This window comes from Proteus sp. Marseille-Q3619 (assembly GCF_965283115.1).
The window spans coordinates 1374945-1394630 of the sequence record NZ_CBDIMP010000001.1 but is presented as its reverse complement, the minus strand read 5'-3'; the positions used below and the strand labels follow the sequence as shown (position 1 = coordinate 1394630).

The 19686-nt window shown below is 38.4% G+C and carries 12 protein-coding genes; 10 read left to right on the top strand and 2 right to left on the bottom strand.

The genetic code is table 11. From position 1 onward, the window contains the following. Positions 1–7 precede the first annotated feature (7 nt). The 6 genes from ptsP (at position 8) to ACWPWK_RS06305 (ending at position 5908) form a co-directional block, all read left to right on the top strand. The gene (ptsP, locus tag ACWPWK_RS06330) at positions 8–2254 is read left to right on the top strand and encodes a phosphoenolpyruvate--protein phosphotransferase (RefSeq protein ID WP_109373088.1); all 2247 of its coding nucleotides are present in this window, start codon (positions 8–10) and stop codon (positions 2252–2254) included. 79 nt (positions 2255–2333) lie between these two features. Then, positions 2334–3224, top strand: a complete 891-nt coding sequence (gene lgt / locus ACWPWK_RS06325) for a prolipoprotein diacylglyceryl transferase (RefSeq protein ID WP_109373089.1) — start codon at positions 2334–2336, stop codon at positions 3222–3224. A 46-nt stretch (positions 3225–3270) separates the two neighbouring features. Beyond that, positions 3271–4122: a thymidylate synthase gene (locus tag ACWPWK_RS06320; protein ID WP_109373090.1), complete on the top strand. Its 852-nt coding sequence runs from the start codon at positions 3271–3273 to the stop codon at positions 4120–4122. A gap of 180 nt (positions 4123–4302) precedes the next feature. Beyond that, entirely contained in the window at positions 4303–4812 is a 510-nt protein-coding gene (locus ACWPWK_RS06315) for a potassium:proton antiporter (RefSeq protein ID WP_244185048.1), read from the top strand. Next, the gene (locus ACWPWK_RS06310; protein ID WP_109373091.1) at positions 4806–5450 is read left to right on the top strand and encodes a prepilin peptidase-dependent protein; all 645 of its coding nucleotides are present in this window, start codon (positions 4806–4808) and stop codon (positions 5448–5450) included. Before ACWPWK_RS06315 ends, ACWPWK_RS06310 begins: the two co-directional genes overlap by 7 nt. Further along, complete coding sequence (locus ACWPWK_RS06305) at positions 5447–5908, top strand: DUF2509 family protein (RefSeq protein WP_109373092.1); 462 nt, start codon at positions 5447–5449, stop codon at positions 5906–5908. The genes ACWPWK_RS06310 and ACWPWK_RS06305 overlap by 4 nt, the downstream gene beginning before the upstream one ends. Before the next feature lie 87 nt (positions 5909–5995). On the opposite strand, the gene ACWPWK_RS06300 is transcribed toward ACWPWK_RS06305, so the two are convergent. Next, the gene (locus ACWPWK_RS06300; protein ID WP_269812639.1) at positions 5996–6118 is read right to left on the bottom strand and encodes a hypothetical protein; all 123 of its coding nucleotides are present in this window, start codon (positions 6116–6118) and stop codon (positions 5996–5998) included. Positions 6119–6252: 134 nt separating this feature from the next. On the opposite strand from ACWPWK_RS06300, the gene recC reads away from it, so the two are divergent. The 4 genes from recC to recD are packed head-to-tail and all read left to right on the top strand — an operon-like array spanning position 6253 to position 18061. Then, positions 6253–9636 (top strand): exodeoxyribonuclease V subunit gamma, encoded by a 3384-nt coding sequence (gene recC, locus ACWPWK_RS06295; RefSeq protein ID WP_109373093.1) that lies wholly within the window; start codon positions 6253–6255, stop codon positions 9634–9636. A gap of 15 nt (positions 9637–9651) precedes the next feature. After that, positions 9652–12540 (top strand): pitrilysin, encoded by a 2889-nt coding sequence (ptrA, locus tag ACWPWK_RS06290; protein WP_109373094.1) that lies wholly within the window; start codon positions 9652–9654, stop codon positions 12538–12540. Then, a complete protein-coding gene (gene recB / locus ACWPWK_RS06285; RefSeq protein WP_109373095.1) occupies positions 12537–16148 on the top strand; it encodes an exodeoxyribonuclease V subunit beta in 3612 nt (1203 codons plus the stop codon). The genes ptrA and recB overlap by 4 nt, the downstream gene beginning before the upstream one ends. Before the next feature lie 2 nt (positions 16149–16150). Further along, positions 16151–18061, top strand: a complete 1911-nt coding sequence (gene recD / locus ACWPWK_RS06280) for an exodeoxyribonuclease V subunit alpha (protein WP_109373096.1) — start codon at positions 16151–16153, stop codon at positions 18059–18061. A gap of 73 nt (positions 18062–18134) precedes the next feature. Here the strand turns inward: recD and argA are convergent, their stop codons facing one another. Then, positions 18135–19469, bottom strand: coding sequence for an amino-acid N-acetyltransferase (argA, locus tag ACWPWK_RS06275; protein WP_109373097.1), 1335 nt, complete (start codon positions 19467–19469; stop codon positions 18135–18137). Between the last annotated feature and the right edge of the window lie 217 nt (positions 19470–19686).

Genomic DNA, 19686 nt, shown 5'->3' with positions numbered 1-19686 from the left:
TAACACTATGCTGACACGTTTGCGAGAAATTGTAGAAAAAGTGGCTATGGCAGCGGGGCTTCCAGAAGCGCTTGAACTCTTAGTCAAGGAAACGTGTCAGGCAATGCACACGGATGTGTGTTCTATTTATCTTGCCGATAAACAACGTAGTTGTTTTTATCTTATGGCGACCAAAGGGTTAAAAAAACCTAGAGGGAGAGCCGTTAGCCTCTCGTTTGATGAAGGCGTTGTTGGTGAAGTGGGGCGTCTTTCAGAGCTCATCAACCTCGCTGATATTCGCGAGCATCCTAGCTTTAAATACCTTCCTCAAGTTAAAGAAGATGATCTCCGTGCTTTCCTCGGTGTACCTATTGTCTATCGTCGCCAACTCCTTGGTGTATTAGTCGTTCAGCAAAAAGAGCGTCGCTTATTTAATGAAAGCGAAGAATCTTTTATGGTGACACTGGCGACACAATTAGGTGCAACGTTATCGCAAGTACAAACTAAAGGGCTTTTTGGACAATATCGCCAAAGCCGTATTAAAGCACTTTCGGTTTCGACGGGTGTGGTGATGGCATATGGCTGGCAAGAAGTCGCTCAGCCAATCCTTGAAAATGTATTTAAAGCCAGTGCACTTGATATAAAAGCAGAGCTCAATCGACTCACTGTTGCTTTAGAAGATGCAACAGCAGAATGTCGCCGTTTTAGTAAGCGTTTTATGGCGAATGCACAAAAAGAGAGTGCGGCCATTTTTGATCTCTACTCGCATTTACTTAATGATCCACAGCTTAAACATAAAATGACCGCGATAATCACACAAGGTTATGTCGCAGAATGGGCAGTTAAAGTGGTGGTTGAGAAAGTATCAGCGCAATTTTCCAGCCTGAAAGACGGTTATATGCGAGAAAGAGCGTCTGATCTTAAAGCATTAGGACAGCGTTTATTATTCCATTTAGATGATGATCTAAGCTCAACCAATATTTGGCCAGAGCGTTTTATTTTGGTCGCTGATGAATTAAGTGCCAGTTTATTGGCGGAGTTACCAGAGCAACAACTTGCTGGTGTCATTGTTCGAGATGGCGCAACTCACTCACATTCTGCCATTCTTGTTAGAGCGATGGGAATACCCGCGATTATGGGAGCAGATATTCAACCTGAGCTGTTACATAATCGCATGCTTATTCTTGATGGTTATCGTGGAGAAATATTTATTGAGCCAGAGCCTTTTATTACTCAAGAATATAAACAAATTATTGATGAAGAGAGTGTATTAAGCCAAATTGCAGAAGATCAACTTGAACAGCAAGCGGTTTTAAAAAACGGTGAAGCAGTTAGTGTTCAATTGAATGCGGGATTAAATATAAAATATGAGCAACGCATTAGTGTGGGAATAGATGGTGTGGGTTTATATCGCACCGAAATACCTTTTATGTTGCAAAGCGGTTTTCCCTCTGAAGATGAACAAAAAAACCGTTATCGTGAAATTCTCTCTTTTTTTCCAGATAAACCCGTTGTATTGCGCGCTTTAGACATTGGTGCTGATAAGCAACTTCCTTATATGCCAATTAATGAGGAAAACCCCTGCTTAGGTTGGAGAGGAATAAGAATATTGCTCGATCAACCTGAAATCTTCCTTATTCAGCTACGTGCAATGCTAAAAGCAAATCTCGAATTTAAAAATTTGAAAATATTGTTGCCGATGGTGACAAGTCTTGATGAAATTGACGAAGCAAGAACATTGCTGCTACGAGCATGTGATGAAGTCAGTCGAGAAATAAAGTGTGAGTGTGTTCCACCACCGTTAGGCATCATGCTTGAAGTTCCTTCGTTGGTGTTTATGTTGTCACAATTAGCTAATCGGGTCGATTTTATCTCTGTTGGAACAAACGATTTGACTCAGTATTTGCTTGCTGTCGATCGTAATAATACCCATGTAGCATCACTCTATGATAATTTGCATCCTGCGTTATTGCGTTCACTGAATTTGATTGCAACACAATGCCAATATTATCAGTTGCCAGTGAGTGTTTGTGGTGAAATGGCGGGTACGCCAATAGGGGCATTGCTGTTAATAGGGCTCGGTTTTAGGCAGTTAAGCATGAGTGGTCGTAGTTTACCTAGGGTAAAATACTTATTGCGCCATCTTGATCCTGTGATGTTACAGTCTTTTATGCAACAGGTGTTGCAAGCTGAAACCACAACAGAAATCAAAAAATTGTCTTCTGAATTTATGGAACGGCAAGGATTAGGTGGATTAATTCGCGGAGGTATCTAGCAGACCTTCGTATAAGCCTTTTTTGTGTTGGCAATAAATAACCAGCACAGAAATTATTGATTAAGTGAAGTAGGGAATAATGAGTATAAGCTACCTTAAATTTCCAGAGATTGATCCCGTTATGTTCTCTATCGGGCCTGTGTCACTACACTGGTACGGTATGATGTATTTAGTTGGGTTTGTCTTTGCCTTATGGCTTGCAAATCGTCGAGCTGCAAAACCGAATAGTGGTTGGAATAAAAATGAAGTTGAAACATTACTTTATGTCGGTTTTGTGGGTGTATTTATCGGTGGTCGTTTAGGTTATGTTTTATTTTATAACCTACCTGTCTTTTTAAATGATCCTCTTTACCTCTTTAAAGTGTGGGATGGCGGAATGTCGTTCCATGGCGGTTTAATTGGGGTCATTTGTGCCATGATTTGGTTTGCTAAACGCACTAAACGTAAATTTTTCCAAGTGGCAGACTTTGTTGCACCGTTAATTCCATTTGGATTAGGGTTAGGCCGTATTGGTAACTTTATCAATGGCGAATTATGGGGACGTGTCACATTAGATACGCCTTGGGCGTTCTTATTCCCAACCTCGCGTTCTGCGGATCTCCAGCTTGTTGCCCAAGATCCAACAACGTTACTGCCTATTATTCAAGAATATGGTGTTTTACCTCGTCATCCCTCTCAGCTTTATGAAATGCTGTTAGAAGGCGTGGTGTTATTCATTATTCTGAATATTTTTGTGCGCAAAAGTCGTCCTGTCGGAAGTGTGTCAGGTCTATTCCTGATTGGTTATGGCGCATTCCGTATTATTGTTGAATTCTTCCGTCAACCAGACGCACAACTAGGATTATTTGGTGGTGTGAGTATGGGGCAAATACTTTCAATTCCAATGATTCTGTTGGGTATTATTTTTATGGTATGGGCTTATCGTCAAGATAAAAAAACGGCACAAAACCCAACATCTGCTCACAAATAGTGTGAGATAAATTTTTTATTATTAGCTAATTAACAAGAGAGACAACATGAAGCAGTATCTGGCATTGTGTCAACGCATTATCGATGAAGGGCAATGGATTGATAATAAACGGACAGGAACCCGTTGTTTAACGGTGATTAATGCCGATCTGGAATATGATGTTGCGAATAACCAATTTCCGCTGATAACAACACGAAAAAGTTTTTATAAAGCGGCCATTGCAGAACTGTTAGGGTATTTACGTGGCTATGACAATGCCGCTCAATTTCGTGAAATTGGTTGCAATACATGGAATGCCAATGCGAATGAAAATGGTGCATGGTTAAATAACCCTCATCGTAAAGGCGAAGACGATATGGGGCGTGTTTATGGCGTTCAAGGACGTCAATGGAAACGCCCTGATGGTTCTCACTTTGATCAACTGCGTAAAGTGGTAGATAACCTGACTAAAGGTATCGATGATCGTGGTGAAATCGTAACGTTCTATAATCCGGGTGAAACGGAACTGGGTTGTTTACGCCCTTGTATGCATACGCATACCTTTTCACTTGTGGGGGATACGCTTTATTTAACCTCTTATCAGCGCAGTTGTGATGTGCCGTTAGGTTTGAATTTCAACCAAATTCAGTGCTTTGTTTTATTGGCGCTGGTGGCTCAAATTACAGGGCATAAGCCGGGTAAAGCATTTCATAAGATAATCAATGCACATATCTATGAAAATCAATTACCACTAATGCGTGATGTGCAGTTAAAAAGAGAGCCATTACCGTTACCAACATTACATGTCAATCCAAAAATCAAAACGTTGGAAGATATTGAAACTTGGGTAACAACGGATGATTTTACTGTTGAAGGTTATCAATGCCATGAAGCAATAAAATATCCATTTACAGTTTAATTTATTCCTTGCTTTAAAGGCCTCTGTTTAGCAATAAACAGGGGCTTTTTTCATTTTACCCTTATTTTGTATTTATTCTGAAAATACGGTTATTGCGTTGTTGTTCGAAAAAAACACTTTCCTTTATTTACCTTTAAATGTTTTGTCTGCATTCTCGCAGTAGGTTAAAAGGAGGAATAAATGAATAATAACATGGATATAAGCCTAAGTAGGGTGCATCAGCAAGAGGGCGAATTTGGTATAAGCTTACTTGAAATATTGGTTGTGATGATGATAGTTTCTATTTTAAGCTATTTATCAATTCCTGCTTATCAGCATTTTACTTACCAGCGTCAGTTACTGCATAGCGTGCGTGAAACCATTGCTTTTCTTTCTTATCAGCAACAACAAGCTCTATTATTTAATGTAAGAATTAAAATTACGCTTTTGTTATCACCAAATAATAAAATAATTGCGACTCCTCTTCATTCTCGCCATTTATCAGAGCAACAAGATATTTTTCAATTAGCTTCAGGCATTCAACTTAAGCAATCAACAGTTTCAAATTTTACGTTTGGTGGAATTCGTCAAACATTAAAACCCATGAGCTTTGTTCTTCACAGTGTAGAAGGCGAAGTGAAAATTATTATTTCATCATTAGGCAGAATAAGAGCATGTAGTCAGAGCATGAAGGCATTTTCATCATGTTGAAACGATCTGGAATTTCATTTTCGTCTGGCATGATGTTGATGGAATACCTTTTTGCTATCGCGATAAGTGGGGTTTTGTTTCTATGTATCAGTCGAGCTTATCCTCAAATAATGAACACACTGATCTACTCTTACCAACAATACCAGTTAGATATTTTTTTAAGAGAACGGTTATTGGTGTTAGAAGCACAATTAAGACGCACAGGGTATTGTTATGACAGTTGTGTTAATACGTTGAAGCCAAACGGCTTGGCTGAGTCTTCTTTAAAGATAGGACAATATCCCCTTCAAGAAAAAAACTCCTGCGTTATTTTTGCTTACGACATAAACAGCAATGGCAAATGGGAACTGCCTTCTTCAAAAGAGAGTGATTATTTTGGATACCGTCTTAAAAATGGACAACTAGAACAACGAAGAGGAGTCAAAGATTGCGCTTCTTCAGGATGGCAACGTTTTTTTGAGAGTAATGAAATTGAGGTGACTGAATTTACTTTGCGTTCTTATACAAAGCCTCACTTAATGAAAGGGATGTCTCTTTTTTATCTTTCAATCTCCTTAAAATTTCATTTAAAACAAAATCATAAAGTGAAGTCACATTATCAAAATATCATTCGTTTAAGGAATGTGACCTTGTTATGAATACTGATTTTACATACAGAAAAAATGAACAGGGATTTGCAAGTTTATTAATGGTGATGGGTTTTGTTGTGATGAGTTTATCTGTGCTTGGAAGCTTTGCTTATCATTACAGGCAGTCTCAACAAATAGTGATGCAAGAGTTACAAGCACGGCAAGCTTTTTTATTTGCTGAATCTGCATTGCAGTGGGGGATCGCACTTAATTGGGATCTTTCATCAACTCGATTAAATAAATGGCAATGTCATACTTTTCATGCAAATCCTAAAATAAAAAGCTGTCTACTTTTGATCTCTCTAGATAAGGGCTTACTTCAAGGACAAGCAGAAAGCTTAAAAGGTTATAAAATATATCATTACCAATGGGTTAGTATCTTAAAGGATAAAAATAGAACAATAACTATTCATCCAAGCGGATGGCTAGATTATTGCCCATTAGTGCATAAGGAGTGTGTGTTATAGATAACATTCAAAATAAATCAGAAAGTGGCTCTATATTACTTAATACAATGTTTATATTGCTGTTTTTTAATATTAGTTTTGTCGCTATTATAGGGTATAGTCAATCATTAAAAGCTGATTTTCAGCAGCTAATTCAAATTCAGCAGTCAGGGCAGGAACTTTTTGTTTTATTTGAACAAATGTCTGATAAATCACCTGATTATTTCGCATCTAACCCCAGAATAATGACACGCTCACTTTTACAGTCTGAAGGTTGTCAGCAAATAGAAGGTTATGTTGCCAATAATGTATTACCCGAAATAAGGCTGTATTACTGGTCATGCTATTAATAAGATGAGGATCTGATGTTTCATATATATCACTCAAATCAGTTGTCATTACTAAAGTCACTTATGGTGCACTTTATGCAGACCAGGCCACTTTCTTCTCCTTTTGAACAAGAAGTGATCCTTGTACAAAGCCCTGGAATGTCTCAATGGTTGCAAATCCAGCTTGCCGAAAGCTTGGGTATTGCCGCTAATATCCGTTATCCATTACCAGCAACCTTTATTTGGGAAATGTTTACTCGGGTATTATCAGGTATACCTAAAGAAAGCGCTTTTTCTAAAGATGCGATGACATGGAAATTAATGGCATTACTTCCTGAATTTTTGCTTAATGAAGAATTTAAACCCTTACTGCATTACCTTGATGATGATGAAGATAAACGTAAACTTCACCAGTTAGCAGGACGTGTAGCTGACTTATTTGACCAATATTTAGTTTATCGTTCAGATTGGTTAGCTTCGTGGGAAAATGATGAGTTAATCGAAGGGTTGAGTGAAAATCAACGCTGGCAAAAAATATTGTGGGTAGCATTACAGCAATACACAAAAGATCTTAATCAGCCTCAATGGCACCGTTCTAATCTTTATCAGCAATTTATTTCGACTTTAAATAATGCAAAAGAAGGGGAGCTTCAACACTGTTTTCCACCTCGTATTTTTATTTGTGGGATTTCGGCTCTACCTCAAGTTTATTTGCAGGCATTACAAGCGATAGGGCGTCATACTGAGATCTATTTACTCTTTACTAATCCTTGCCGTTACTATTGGGGAGATATTCAAGATCCTAAATTTCTCTCTCGTCTTAATAGCAGAAAGCCACGCCATTATAAGCAATTGCATGAATCGCCTTGGTTTAAAGATGAAAAAAATGCTTCTTCGTTATTTAATGATGAGGGCGAGCAAAACATCGGTAATCCGCTATTAGCATCATGGGGAAAACTAGGTAAAGATAATCTTTATTTCCTCTCTGAACTTGAATATACCGATGTGTTAGATGCGTTTGTTGAGATCCCAAGAGATAATTTACTTCATCAATTACAAGCAGATATTCTTGATTTAGAAGATTTTTCGCAATTAGGTACAACACTTGAAACTTATGAGTGTAGTGAAAATAAACGTGTGATTTCACCAGATGATCACTCACTGACTTTCCATGCAAGCCATAGCCCACAGCGCGAAGTCGAAGTACTGCAAGACCAATTACTGCATTTATTAGAACAAGATCCTGAATTGTTACCGCGCGATATTATTGTGATGGTTGCGGATATCGATAGCTATACACCTTATATTCAAGCAGTGTTTGGTAATGCACCTTCAGAACGTTATCTTCCTTTTGCTATTTCAGATAGAAAAGCGCGTCAAGCGCATCCTGTATTACAGGCTTTTATTACGTTGCTAGAACTTCCTCAAAGTCGTTTTACCGCTGAACAAGTGTTGGCACTGCTTGAAGTCCCTGCTTTAGCAGGGCATTTTTCTATTTTTGAAAATGAACTAAAACTACTACGTCGTTGGGTTGATGAGTCAGGCATACGCTGGGGATTAGATGATGAGAATGTGGCTTCATTCTTATTGCCAATCACGGGCAAAAATACATGGGAGTTTGGCTTACTGCGCATGTTGCTTGGTTATGCGATGGAAAGTGAAAATGGTCCTTGGAAAGGTGTGCTTCCTTATGATGAATCCAGTGGATTAGTTGCGGAGCTTGCAGGTCATCTCGCTGATTTTCTTTATACATTAAGTGATTGGCGTACACGTTTAAGTGAAACTCGTTCATTAGAATCATGGCTAGAAGTTGGACAACAATTAGTTGATGCCTTTTTTGAGTCTGATGAGGAAACGGAATTAGTTTTAGTGCTTATTATCCAACAATGGCAAAAAGTGATTGAAAATGGATTGAAAGCACAATATCAAAATGAAATTCCGCTAGTCCTTATTCGTGATGAATTAACAGTACGGTTCGATGATGAAAAAATTAGTCAGCGTTTTTTAGCTGGCAGCATTAATTTCTGTACACTAATGCCTATGCGCTCCATTCCCTTTAAGGCAGTGTGTTTATTAGGTATGAACGATGGTATTTATCCTCGTAATATTCAGCCGTTAGGATTTGATTTAATGGCGGAAAAACGCCGTCGCGGTGATAGAAAACGTCGTGATGATGACCGCTATTTATTCCTTGAAGCGCTTAGCTCAGCTGAAAAATACCTTTATATCAGCTATATCGGAAAATCGATCCGTGACGATCGAGAATGCAATCCATCAGTCTTAATCAAAGAGTTACAAGATTATATTGGGCAAAATTTCCGTTTACCGGAGGATGGTGAACTCAATGTCGATGACAGTGCGGCTCGTATAAATCAGCATCTATTAACACAACATAGCCGTGTTCCTTTTGCTCAAGAAAATTTCCAAATAGGCGCTTTCTTTCGTTCTTATGCCTCTGAATGGCTGCCTGCTGCCAGTGGGCAAGGAATGGTTCATCAAACTTTTACCGAGCCACTAAACGATGATGACACAATAGATCAAGTCTCTGTTGATGCGCTTGCACGTTTTTATCGTCATCCTATTCGAGCATTCTTCCAACAAAGGTTAAAAACAAACTTTGTTATTGAAGAAACAGAATTACCTGAAGAAGAGCCATTTGTGATAAATGCTCTTCAACGTTATCTATTGAATCAATGGTTATTAAAAGCATTAATTGATCAAACCTCAACAGAAGCTTTGTTTGAGCGTATCAAAGCAGCAGGTCAACTTCCTGCAAGTGCATTTGGTCAAATTTATTGGGAGCAGCAAATAGAAGAGTTACTTCCTTTAGCTGAAAAGATAAGAAGTGAACGATTAGCTACACATTCTGTCACATTAGAGCAAAGCTTTAGTGCAATGCCATTGATTGGTCGTTTAAATGAGGTACAAGCTGATGGTTTATTACGTTGGCGGCCAGCCAGCTTAACCGCTAATGACTTATTGCAGCTGTGGATTGAGCACCTAGTTTATTGTTTGAAACAGGGAACGGGCGAGAGTCGGTTTTACGGTAGAAAAGAGACTCAATGGTGTTTGTTACCGGTTGATCCTGAATTTGCCTATTCAACGTTAGACAAGTTAATCAGTGACTATAAACAAGGGTTAAACAGCCCATTAGCGCTATTTGCGAAAAGTGGCTGGGCTTGGTTACAAGCTTGCTATGATAAAAAATCACAAGAGTTTTTACTTGATGATGAAGAGACACTTGAGAAAGCAGAATTAGTACTGATGCAACATTTAACGGATAGCTATAATCGAGATGGTGAAATGAGTGATATGTATGTTCAGCGTGCTTTCTCTCAATTAGACGAGCCTTTTTTACAAACGGTCAAACAGACGGCATTAACAATATTTAAACCAATAATTCCATTTCTGAAAAAATAAGGGAGCTCATATCCGATGAGAAAGTACTGCTCGCAACTATGGATCATGTTGCTATTGATGCTAGTGAGTATCAACAGCTTTGCCGCTGATCCACTCTGGCAAGTATTGCCTGATAGCATTGAAAAAAGTGAGAGCGATCCACGGCAATATCAAGCGATTAAACTACCTAATGAAATGACTGTATTACTGGTTTCTGATGAAAAAGCAGTTAAATCATTAACGGCAGTTGCGCTACCTGTTGGCGCATTAGAAGATCCTGATAGTCAGCAAGGTCTTGCGCACTATTTAGAACATATGGTGTTAATGGGATCGGTGAAATATCCTCAATCAGGCAGCATGTCTGAGTTCTTACAAAAGAATGGTGGCTCTCATAATGCGAGTACAACGACTTATCGTACTGCATTCTATTTAGAAGTGGAAAATAGTGCCATTAATGAAGCGGTTGATCGACTTGCTGATGCTTTAGCTGAACCTTTACTTGATCCTAAAAATGCAGATCGTGAACGTAATGCTGTTAATGCAGAATTAACTATGGCGCGTGCGCGCGATGGTATGCGTTTTTGGCAAGTCAGGGCAGAAACCTTAAACCCTGCTCATCCAAGTTCCCGTTTTATGGGCGGAAATTTAGAAACGCTGAGTGATAAGCCAAACAGTAAATTACAAGATGAATTAATTAAATTCTATCAAACGCACTATTCTGGCAACTTAATGAATGGGGTAATTTACAGTAATAAGTCACTTGATGAATTATCTAAATTAGCCGCAGACACTTTCGCTCGTATCCCGAATAAAAAGGCAGATGTGCCTGTCACCACTGTACCTGCCATGACGGATAAAGAAAAAGGGTTAATGATCCACTTAGTACCCGCTCAACCGCAAAAGACTTTACAAATTGAGTTTGGTATAGATAACAACGTTGCTGATTTTCGCAGTAAAACGGACGAATACATTGGCTATTTAATTGGTAATCGTAGTTCAGGCACTTTAGCAACATGGTTACAAGACCAAGGTTTAGCCGAAAATATTAGTGCGTTCTCAGAGCCATATATTGATCGTAACCAAGGCTCGTTTACTATTTATGTTTCGTTAACCGATAAAGGGTTAGCGCAAAAAGACAAAGTGATTTCCGCTATCTTTTCGTACATTCGTTTAATTCAAACAGAAGGTATCAGTCAGCGTTACTTTGATGAAATTGCGAATGTATTAGATCTCTCATTCCGTTATGGCTCTATTGTAAGAGATATGAATTACATAGAAGGCATTTCGGATATGATGCTGCGTTATCCAGTCAAAAATATCCTTAATGCAGACTATATCGCTGATAATTATGAGCCTTCAGCTATCCTTTCACGTCTTGATTCACTGACACCAGAGAAGGCTCGTATTTGGGTAATAAGTCCTAATGAACCTTCTAACAAACAAGCTTACTTTGTTAACGCGCCTTATCAGGTTGATAAAATCACAGATAAACAATTAAAAACATGGCAAACATTATCAGATGATATTTCATTATCATTGCCAGCACTTAACCCTTATATCCCTGATAATCTTTCACTGATTGATGCGGACAGTAAAATCATCAAACCACAATTGTTGTGGCAGGATAAAAGTGCTCGTCTGTTCTATATGCCATCACACTATTTTTCTGATGAACCGAAAGCGAGTGTGACATTAAGTTTGGTGAATAAAAAATCGGATATCACTGTTAAGCAACAAGTGACACAAACTTTAACAGACTATCTTGCAGGTCTAGCATTAAGTGAATTATCTTACCAAGCTTCTGTTGCGGGAATGAATATCTCATCTACATCAGGACAAGGTATTGATTTTTCAATGAATGGTTATACGCAACATTTACCAGAACTCGTTAATGCGACACTGAAAAACTACATGAGTTTTGAGTCAACTCAAGAAGAGCTAGATCAAGCTAAATCTTGGTATCGTGAACAACTTGAAGTGACCCATAACTTAAAAGCATTTGAAGCAGCTATGCTGCCAGCTCGTCGATTAAATACGATCCTGTACTATGAAGAAGCTGACAAACTCAAAGCATTAGAGTCAATTACACTGCAAGACATTATTGATAATCGCCGTGAAGTCATTAAAAACGCTGCACTTCAAGCGCTGATTATTGGTAACTTAACGCCAGAGCAAAGCCGCAATATTGCTAAATCTGCACACGAATTATTAGGTAATCAAGGCACAGAATATTGGAGCGGTGAAACATTAGTATTCAATAAATTAAATGCAGTTGAATTCCAAAATAAATCGAAGAGCACAGATAACGCATTAGGTGAGCTTTATATCCCAACAGGTTATAGCCGCCTTGAAGGTCAGGCAATTTCTTCAGTGTTATCGTCTATTATCAAACCTTGGTTCTATGATCAATTAAGAACAGAAGAGCAACTTGGTTATGCTGTATTTGCTTATCAAGCCACTATGGGTGAGCAATCAGGTATCGGCTTTTTACTGCAAAGTAATGCAAAACCACCTGTCTATTTAAATGAGCGCTATAACGCATTTTATCAACAAGCTTATGAGCGTTTGAAAAAAATGAAAGAGGCTGATTTTAATCAGTATAAACAAGCGATTATTACCGAAGTTAAACAGCCACCTCAAACATTCTATGAAGAAGTTTCTCTTTATCGAAATGACTTCCATCGTAATAACTTAAAATATGATGGACGTGAAAAATTCTTAGCTGAGCTTAATAAAGTAACGTTAAAACAAGCTATTGAGTTTTATGAAAAAGCAATTATAAAACCAAACGGATTTATTTTTGTTTCTCAAATTATTGGTAAAGATGGCAAAGATGCTGATTACGCCGACAATAAACAATGGAAACGTTATGCTACGGTAAGTGAATTACAAAAAACCTTACCTATTGAGGAAATTAAAGAGTGAGTGATGTGATACAGGCACAGCCATTAAACCCGTATACACTTCCTCTGTACCAAAGACGCCTCATCGAGGCGTCAGCGGGAACAGGGAAAACTTATACAATAGGGTTGTTGTATTTACGGTTGCTTCTTGGATTAGGCGGAGAGTCTGCATTCTACCGCCCTCTCAGTGTTGAAGAGATTTTAGTTGTGACATTTACGGATGCGGCGACAGATGAATTACGAGCCCGTATTCGTAAAAATATCCATGAACTAAGACTTGCCTGTATCCGTCATGATGTTGAAAGTAGTGATAACGCTTACCACGAATTACTTAAACAAATCCCGAATAAAGAGCTGGCTGCACAGTGGTTGTTAGAAGCAGAACGACAAATGGATGAGGCGGCTATTTATACTATTCATGGCTTTTGCCAGCGTATGTTGGCAAACAATGCATTTGAATCAGGAGTCTTGTTTGAACAAGTCTTGATCCAAGATGAATATGAGCTTAAAAAACGGGTATGTGCTGACTTTTGGCGCCGTCATTGTTATCCACTTTCTTATGATGTTGCTAATGCAGTAAGCCAGATTTGGTCTGGCCCTGAACAACTACTTTATGAAATACAGCCTTATTTACAAGGTGAAATGCCTGAAATCGAAGGTGTGGCATTAGACAGTGAAAATGAATCAGTCAAAGAGCGTCATCAAGCGGTTATTGAAGCAATTAACAAGGTGAAAGCTCGTTGGCATGAACATCATCATGAAGTTGAAGCATGGATAACCGCTTCAGGTGTTGATAAACGTAGTTATAGCAGTCGTTTCTTACCTAAATGGATTGAAGAAATTACTCTGTGGGCATCAACATTAGAAACGAAAAGCTATCAATTACCTGATTGTTTGGTTCGTTTTTCTCAAGAAACGCTGAATGAAAAGGCAACGAAAGGCCCTGCACCAGAGCATATTCTTTTTGTTGAAATTGAACGATTAACAAAGCAGAGCCTAACTCTGCGTGATGTTATTCTTGCCAACGCCATCCCTGAAATACGCCAAGGTATTGAAAATGAAAAGATGCGTCGTGGTGAAATGGGATTTGATGATTTATTAACACGTCTAGACAGAGCGTTAAAACGTGAAAGTGGAGAGGCTTTAGCGCAAGCTATTCGTGAACGTTATCCAGTTGCAATGATCGATGAATTCCAAGACACCGATCCTCAACAATATCGTATTTTTGATGCCATTTATGGTGAGTATGAAAATAGTGGTTTGCTATTTATTGGTGATCCCAAACAGGCAATTTATGCTTTCCGTGGTGCGGATATTTTTACTTATATTCAAGCACGAAAGCAGACATCTCATCACTACACATTAAATACTAACTGGCGCTCTGCGCCGGGTATGGTGAATGCAGTTAACAAGCTTTTTATGTGTTCCAAGGCCCCATTTTTATTTGAACATATCCCTTTTATTGAAGTAAGTTCGGCTGAAAAAAACCAAGACATGGCCTTTATTTATCATGATGAGCCGATTTCGCCTTTTAATTTTTGGCTTGCTGAAGGCGAAAGTGTTTCTACGGGAAATTATGAGCAAATCATGGCAGCGCAATGTGCTGCACAAATTCGTGATTGGTTATCAGCAGGGGATCAGCAACAGGCTTGGCTGATTGAGCAAGGTGCAAGAAAAGCGGTTACGTCTGCTGATATTATGGTACTGGTGCGTAGCCGTAGAGAAGCGATACTGATCCGTGATGCACTGAATTTACTTTCAATACAATCCGTATTCTTATCCAATCGTGAAAGTGTATTTGAAACCAATGAAGCTAAAGATCTACTGTGGTTATTACAAGCGGTTGTAACACCAGAGAAAGAACGTGTTTTACGGGCATCTTTAGCCAGCCGATTATTTGGTTTTAGCGCAAGGCAAATTGATGATTTGAACCGCAATGAGGCGGACTGGAATAGCTACGTGGAGAAATTTGCTGATTACTATGTACTATGGCAAAAGCGTGGTGTTTTACCAATGTTGCGTAAAATCATGATGGATAATCAAATTGCGGAAAATTTACTCGCAAGTATTGATGGGGAGCGCCGGCTTACAGATATCATGCATATTGGTGAATTGTTACAAGAAACATCATTACAACTTGATAGTGAACACGCCCTTATTCGTTGGTTAGCACAACAGATTTCTCATCCTGATGCGCAATCTGAAAGTCAACAAATGCGCTTGGAAAGCGACCGAAATCTTGTGCGAATTTGTACTATCCATAAATCTAAAGGCCTTGAATATCCTATTGTTTGCTTACCTTTTGCTTGTAATTACCAAGAACAAAGAGGGGCGCTTTATCATGACAGAGAAAAATTTCACGCGAAATTAGATATTTTTAGCCGACCTGAAAGTTTACGTTTAGCGGATGAAGAACGCTTAGCTGAAGATTTACGCTTACTTTATGTGGCATTAACACGATCTAAATTCTGCTGTTATGTTGGTGTTGCGCCTCTTGTTAAAGGGACTAAACGTAAATCAGGGCTTACTGATTTGCATAAAAATGCTTTAGGGTATTTATTACAGCAAGGTGAAGAAGGCGATAGTGAGTTATTACATCAATCAATTCACGCTTTATTAGATGATAATATCAGAGTAATAACGCTTGATAACATATCAGCACATCGCTATCAGCCTCAATTAATGGCAGAAACAAAACTTGAAGCCGCTATATTTAAACGTCAGATCCATGATAATTGGCGTATAACGAGTTATTCAGGATTAACCTATCCGCATTCAAATCGTAATTATCATTTTGATTTGGGTGATATTGAGGCTTTGGTGCAATCTATCGCACCAGGGCTTGATACAGATGCTAAAGGTGAGAAGCAACAAGGAGAGGTTGATGAAAATTCTATTCATCATTTCCCTCGTGGTGCAGTAGCAGGAACATTCTTACATAGTTTGCTTGAAGTGTTGGATTTTTCGCAGCCTATTGATGAACTGTGGATACAAGGACAATTGACCGCTCAAGGCTTTGATGAAAAGTGGGCTCCTCTTTTAGTTACATGGATGGAAACGCTGTTTCATACGCCTCTTAATTCTCAAGGATTATGTCTTGCTGATATCCCAAAATCACAACAACTTGATGAATTACAATTCTATTTACCTATTGAGAAAGAAGTATCATCAGCTCAATTGACTCAATTAATTAGTCAGTTTGATCCTCTATCAAAACGTTGTCCTACTTTGCAATTTCAACAAGTAGAAGGCATGCTCAAAGGCTTTATTGATTTAGTCTTTTCTTGGGAAGGTAAATACTATGTTGTGGATTATAAATCGAATTGGTTAGGTGAATCGAGTGAGGATTACACACAAGAAGCGATGATGAATGCAATGATGGATCATCGCTACGACTTGCAATATCAACTCTATACCTTAGCGTTACATCGTTTTTTACAGCAACGTATTCCTGATTATGATTATCGAACTCATTTTGGTGGTATTTATTATCTTTTTTTACGGGGTATAGATAAAGAACATCCCGGAAATGGGGTTTACGCTTATTTGCCTGATGAAGCTTTTGTTTTGGCGTTAGATTCATTATTTACAGGTAAAAGTAGCAAATCCGATGTAGTCGGTGAGAAATAAAAATGATCAAACTATTAGAACAAGCGATTACACAAAACTTATTGCGACCTTTAGATCTTCGGTTTGCACAAATGCTGGTTGAAGATGAAAACCCTATTTTACTATTTGTATTTGCTTATTTGAGTGCTCAAACTGGAGCGGGGCATGTTTGTTTACCATTGAGTATTATTCAAAAAGATCAACTGTTTGATGGTAGACAAAAAGAGTTTGCACAAGAAATTTGGCAAAAAATGGGTAAGCCTTCTGCTAAAAAAATAGTAGAAGAGTTGACTCATTGTCATTGCGTTAGTCAAAGTAACGATGATCTTTCCTCTCCCATTATTTTAGATAATGGACTTCTTTATCTACAAAGAATGTGGAGCTATGAAGAGAAAGTAGCGCAATTTTTTAGGCAAGAGCACAGCATTGTTGATATTGATGAAAATGAATTAATTAAGGTACTCAACCAGCTTTTTCCAGCAACGAAAGAAAGCCAAGAAACAAATTGGCAAAAAGTAGCTGCTAGTGTTGCTATCACAAGCCCCATTTCTATTATTTCAGGGGGGCCAGGAACGGGGAAAACCACGACAGTTGCTAAAATTTTAGCGGCTTTTGTGATGCTCACATCAAATGATAAGCCCATTATTCAATTAGCGGCACCAACTGGAAAAGCCGCTGCGAGATTAACGGAATCTTTAGGTAAGGCTTTGGCGCAACTTAATTTAAGCGAAGAAGAAAATAAGTGGATGCCAAAGCAAGCGCAAACTATTCATCGTTTATTAGGGGCTCAGCCTGAAAGTCAGCAAGTGCGTTACCATAAAGATAATCCATTACAGCTTGATATTTTAGTTGTTGATGAAGCCTCAATGGTTGATTTACCCATGATGGCACGCTTGATTGATGCACTTCCATCAAAATGTCACGTCATTTTCTTAGGTGATAAAGACCAACTTGCTTCTGTTGAAGCGGGTGCTGTATTAGGTGATATTTGCCGTTTTTCTGAAGATGGTTTTAGTCAAAAAAGATTTGATCAGATTAATCACTTAACTCAAGGTGAATTAGTTAAATCTACGGATATTATTCCTGTCTCTCAAACTCCAGTGTCTGTCGTCAGTGATTCTCTGTGTCTATTACGTAAAAGCTACCGTTTTGGTGAAGATTCAGGGATAGGACAACTTGCTTTTGCGGTTAATAAAGGACAAACCAAAATAGCTATTGCGTTGTTGAAAAAAGCAGAGGTTAGCCCACAACAGCTTGAAATAGCATTAGAGCCTCAAGATGTGAGCTTTATTGCTTTAGAGTCAAAAGAAAGTTATTTACTGATGATACAAGATACTGTTAATGCTTATCGAGAGTATCTCACTTTAGTTTCTCAAAAAGCATCACCTGATATTATTCTTAATGCATTTAACCAATACCGTTTATTGTGCGCACGAAGAGAAGGCTCTTTTGGTGTGAGTGGTTTAAATGACAGAATTGAAATGTTATTGCATCGCCAGCGATTGATCCGGCGTCCTACAAATAGTTATCAAAGTGATTATATTGGGCGTCCCATTATGATCCAACGAAATGACAGTACGTTAGGTCTGTTTAATGGTGATATTGGCATTATGCTCAATAACGATGAAGGTGAAATGAAAGCTTTTTTCCAATTACCTGATGGAAAATTGAAAGCGATCCAACCTAGCCGATTACCACAACACGAAACTGCATATGTAATGACGGTGCATAAATCACAAGGTTCGGAATTTACCCATACAGCATTAGTTCTTCCCGATAAATTTTCACCTGTTGTTAGTCGAGAATTGTTGTATACCGCATTAACACGCGCAAAACAGAAGCTTTCTCTTTATGCTTCGGAATCTATGGTGAAAATGGCAATACAAACGCGTATTCAACGTCGAAGTGGCTTAATTGATAAATTACGTTATTAGCGGTTAGTTGATAATGGAAAATAATAAAAGACAGGCATTGAGAGGGATACCTGTCTTTTTTTGTGCTTGGTAATTACTCTTTATGTAAGTCTAAAATCAAAATTTTAGAACGGCGTTGGTAATTATAGAGTGCTTGTTTTTCAATGGGTAATTTATCAATTTCAGCGGGTTCAAATCCTTTTTCTTGAAACCAGTGTATGCTACGAGTTGTTAGAACAAATAGCTTTTCTAACCCCAATTGCTTAGCATGCGCTGAAATGCGCTGTAGCAAGACCTCGCCACGACAAGAGCTACGATAATCAGGATGCACTGCAACACAGGCCATTTCACCAATTTTTTCTGATGGATAAGGGTAGAGCGCTGCGCATGCAATAGTCATATTATCGCGTTCAATAATAGTGAATTGATCAATTTCAATTTCCAATTGTTCTCTTGAACGTCTGACTAAAATACCTTGCTGTTCTAATGGGCGAATAAGTTCGAGTATGCCACCAATATCATTAATATTTGCTCTACGAACTTTCTCCGCACTCTCCATGACGATTTGAGTACCAATACCATCACGAGAGAATAATTCTTGAATAAGCGCACCATCAGATTGATAACTTAATAAGTGGCTACGCTCTACACCACGACGACAGGCTTTAACAGCTCCCCGTAAGAATCTTACTGTACCTGAGTGATAATCGCCTTCTGTTTGTAGCTCTCGAATTTTATCTTCAGCTTGATTAGGCAGCAGTTCAGAAACAATGTGACCTGCTTCATCGATAACACCTTGGAATGAGCAAAAACCAATCAGCTTTTGTGCTTTAAGTTTTATCGCAAGCTGTGTTGCCACTTCTTCTGAGGTGAGATTAAAGCTTTCACCAGTAACAGACACTGCAACAGGGCCAATTAATACAATAGCATTACTGTCTAACTGGCGATGAATAGCTTCTTCATCAATACGGCGAATTTTTCCGCTATGACAATAATCAACACCATCATCAACCCCTAATGGCTGCGCGATAACAAAGTTACCACTAACAACATTAATATGCGCACCTTGTAATGGCGTATTGCTTAAACTCATTGATAGGCGAGCTGTAATATCAAGTTGCAATGTACCCGCAGCTTGTTTAACGATTTCTAAGGTTTTGCTATCTGTGATGCGCGTATATTTATGATAAATCGGAGATACTTTTTGTATTTCAAGAGCAGTATCAATTTGTGGGCGAGCACCATAAACAACCACTAAACGAATGCCTAGGCTGTGTAACAACCCAATATCATTAATGATAGATGGGAAGTTTTCGTGAGCAATGGCTTCGCCACCTAGCATAATGACAAATGTTTTGCCTCTATGTGCATTAATATACGGAACCGAGTGGCGAAATCCATCGACCAATTCGGTGCTACGCTCTTTCATAAAACCCTCTCAAGTGAATTTTTATTCGAATTTAATGTATTTTTATTCTTTTTGGAGAGGAATGGCAAGTAAAATCCTATCTTATTGTTTTCCCTGAAGGCAGAATATTCGTGTAAAAGTGAGTAATTGTGCTGTTTTTAAGTGACAGTGAAGTGTGGATTGGGTAAAGTTTTTTGTTCTTAACTTTTTTTATCTCTTTTTAGAGTTTATTGACGTT

Coding starts and splice junctions, on each gene's coding strand:
- ptsP (WP_109373088.1), top strand. CDS start 8: ATGCTGACACGTTTGCGAGAAATTGTAGAAAAAGTGGCTATGGCAGCG.
- lgt (WP_109373089.1), top strand. CDS start 2,334: ATGAGTATAAGCTACCTTAAATTTCCAGAGATTGATCCCGTTATGTTC.
- ACWPWK_RS06320 (WP_109373090.1), top strand. CDS start 3,271: ATGAAGCAGTATCTGGCATTGTGTCAACGCATTATCGATGAAGGGCAA.
- ACWPWK_RS06315 (WP_244185048.1), top strand. CDS start 4,303: ATGAATAATAACATGGATATAAGCCTAAGTAGGGTGCATCAGCAAGAG.
- ACWPWK_RS06310 (WP_109373091.1), top strand. CDS start 4,806: ATGTTGAAACGATCTGGAATTTCATTTTCGTCTGGCATGATGTTGATG.
- ACWPWK_RS06305 (WP_109373092.1), top strand. CDS start 5,447: ATGAATACTGATTTTACATACAGAAAAAATGAACAGGGATTTGCAAGT.
- ACWPWK_RS06300 (WP_269812639.1), bottom strand. CDS start 6,118: ATGCGAAATAATCAGGTGATTTATCAGACATTTGTTCAAATAAAACAA.
- recC (WP_109373093.1), top strand. CDS start 6,253: ATGTTTCATATATATCACTCAAATCAGTTGTCATTACTAAAGTCACTT.
- ptrA (WP_109373094.1), top strand. CDS start 9,652: ATGAGAAAGTACTGCTCGCAACTATGGATCATGTTGCTATTGATGCTA.
- recD (WP_109373096.1), top strand. CDS start 16,151: ATGATCAAACTATTAGAACAAGCGATTACACAAAACTTATTGCGACCT.
- argA (WP_109373097.1), bottom strand. CDS start 19,469: ATGAAAGAGCGTAGCACCGAATTGGTCGATGGATTTCGCCACTCGGTT.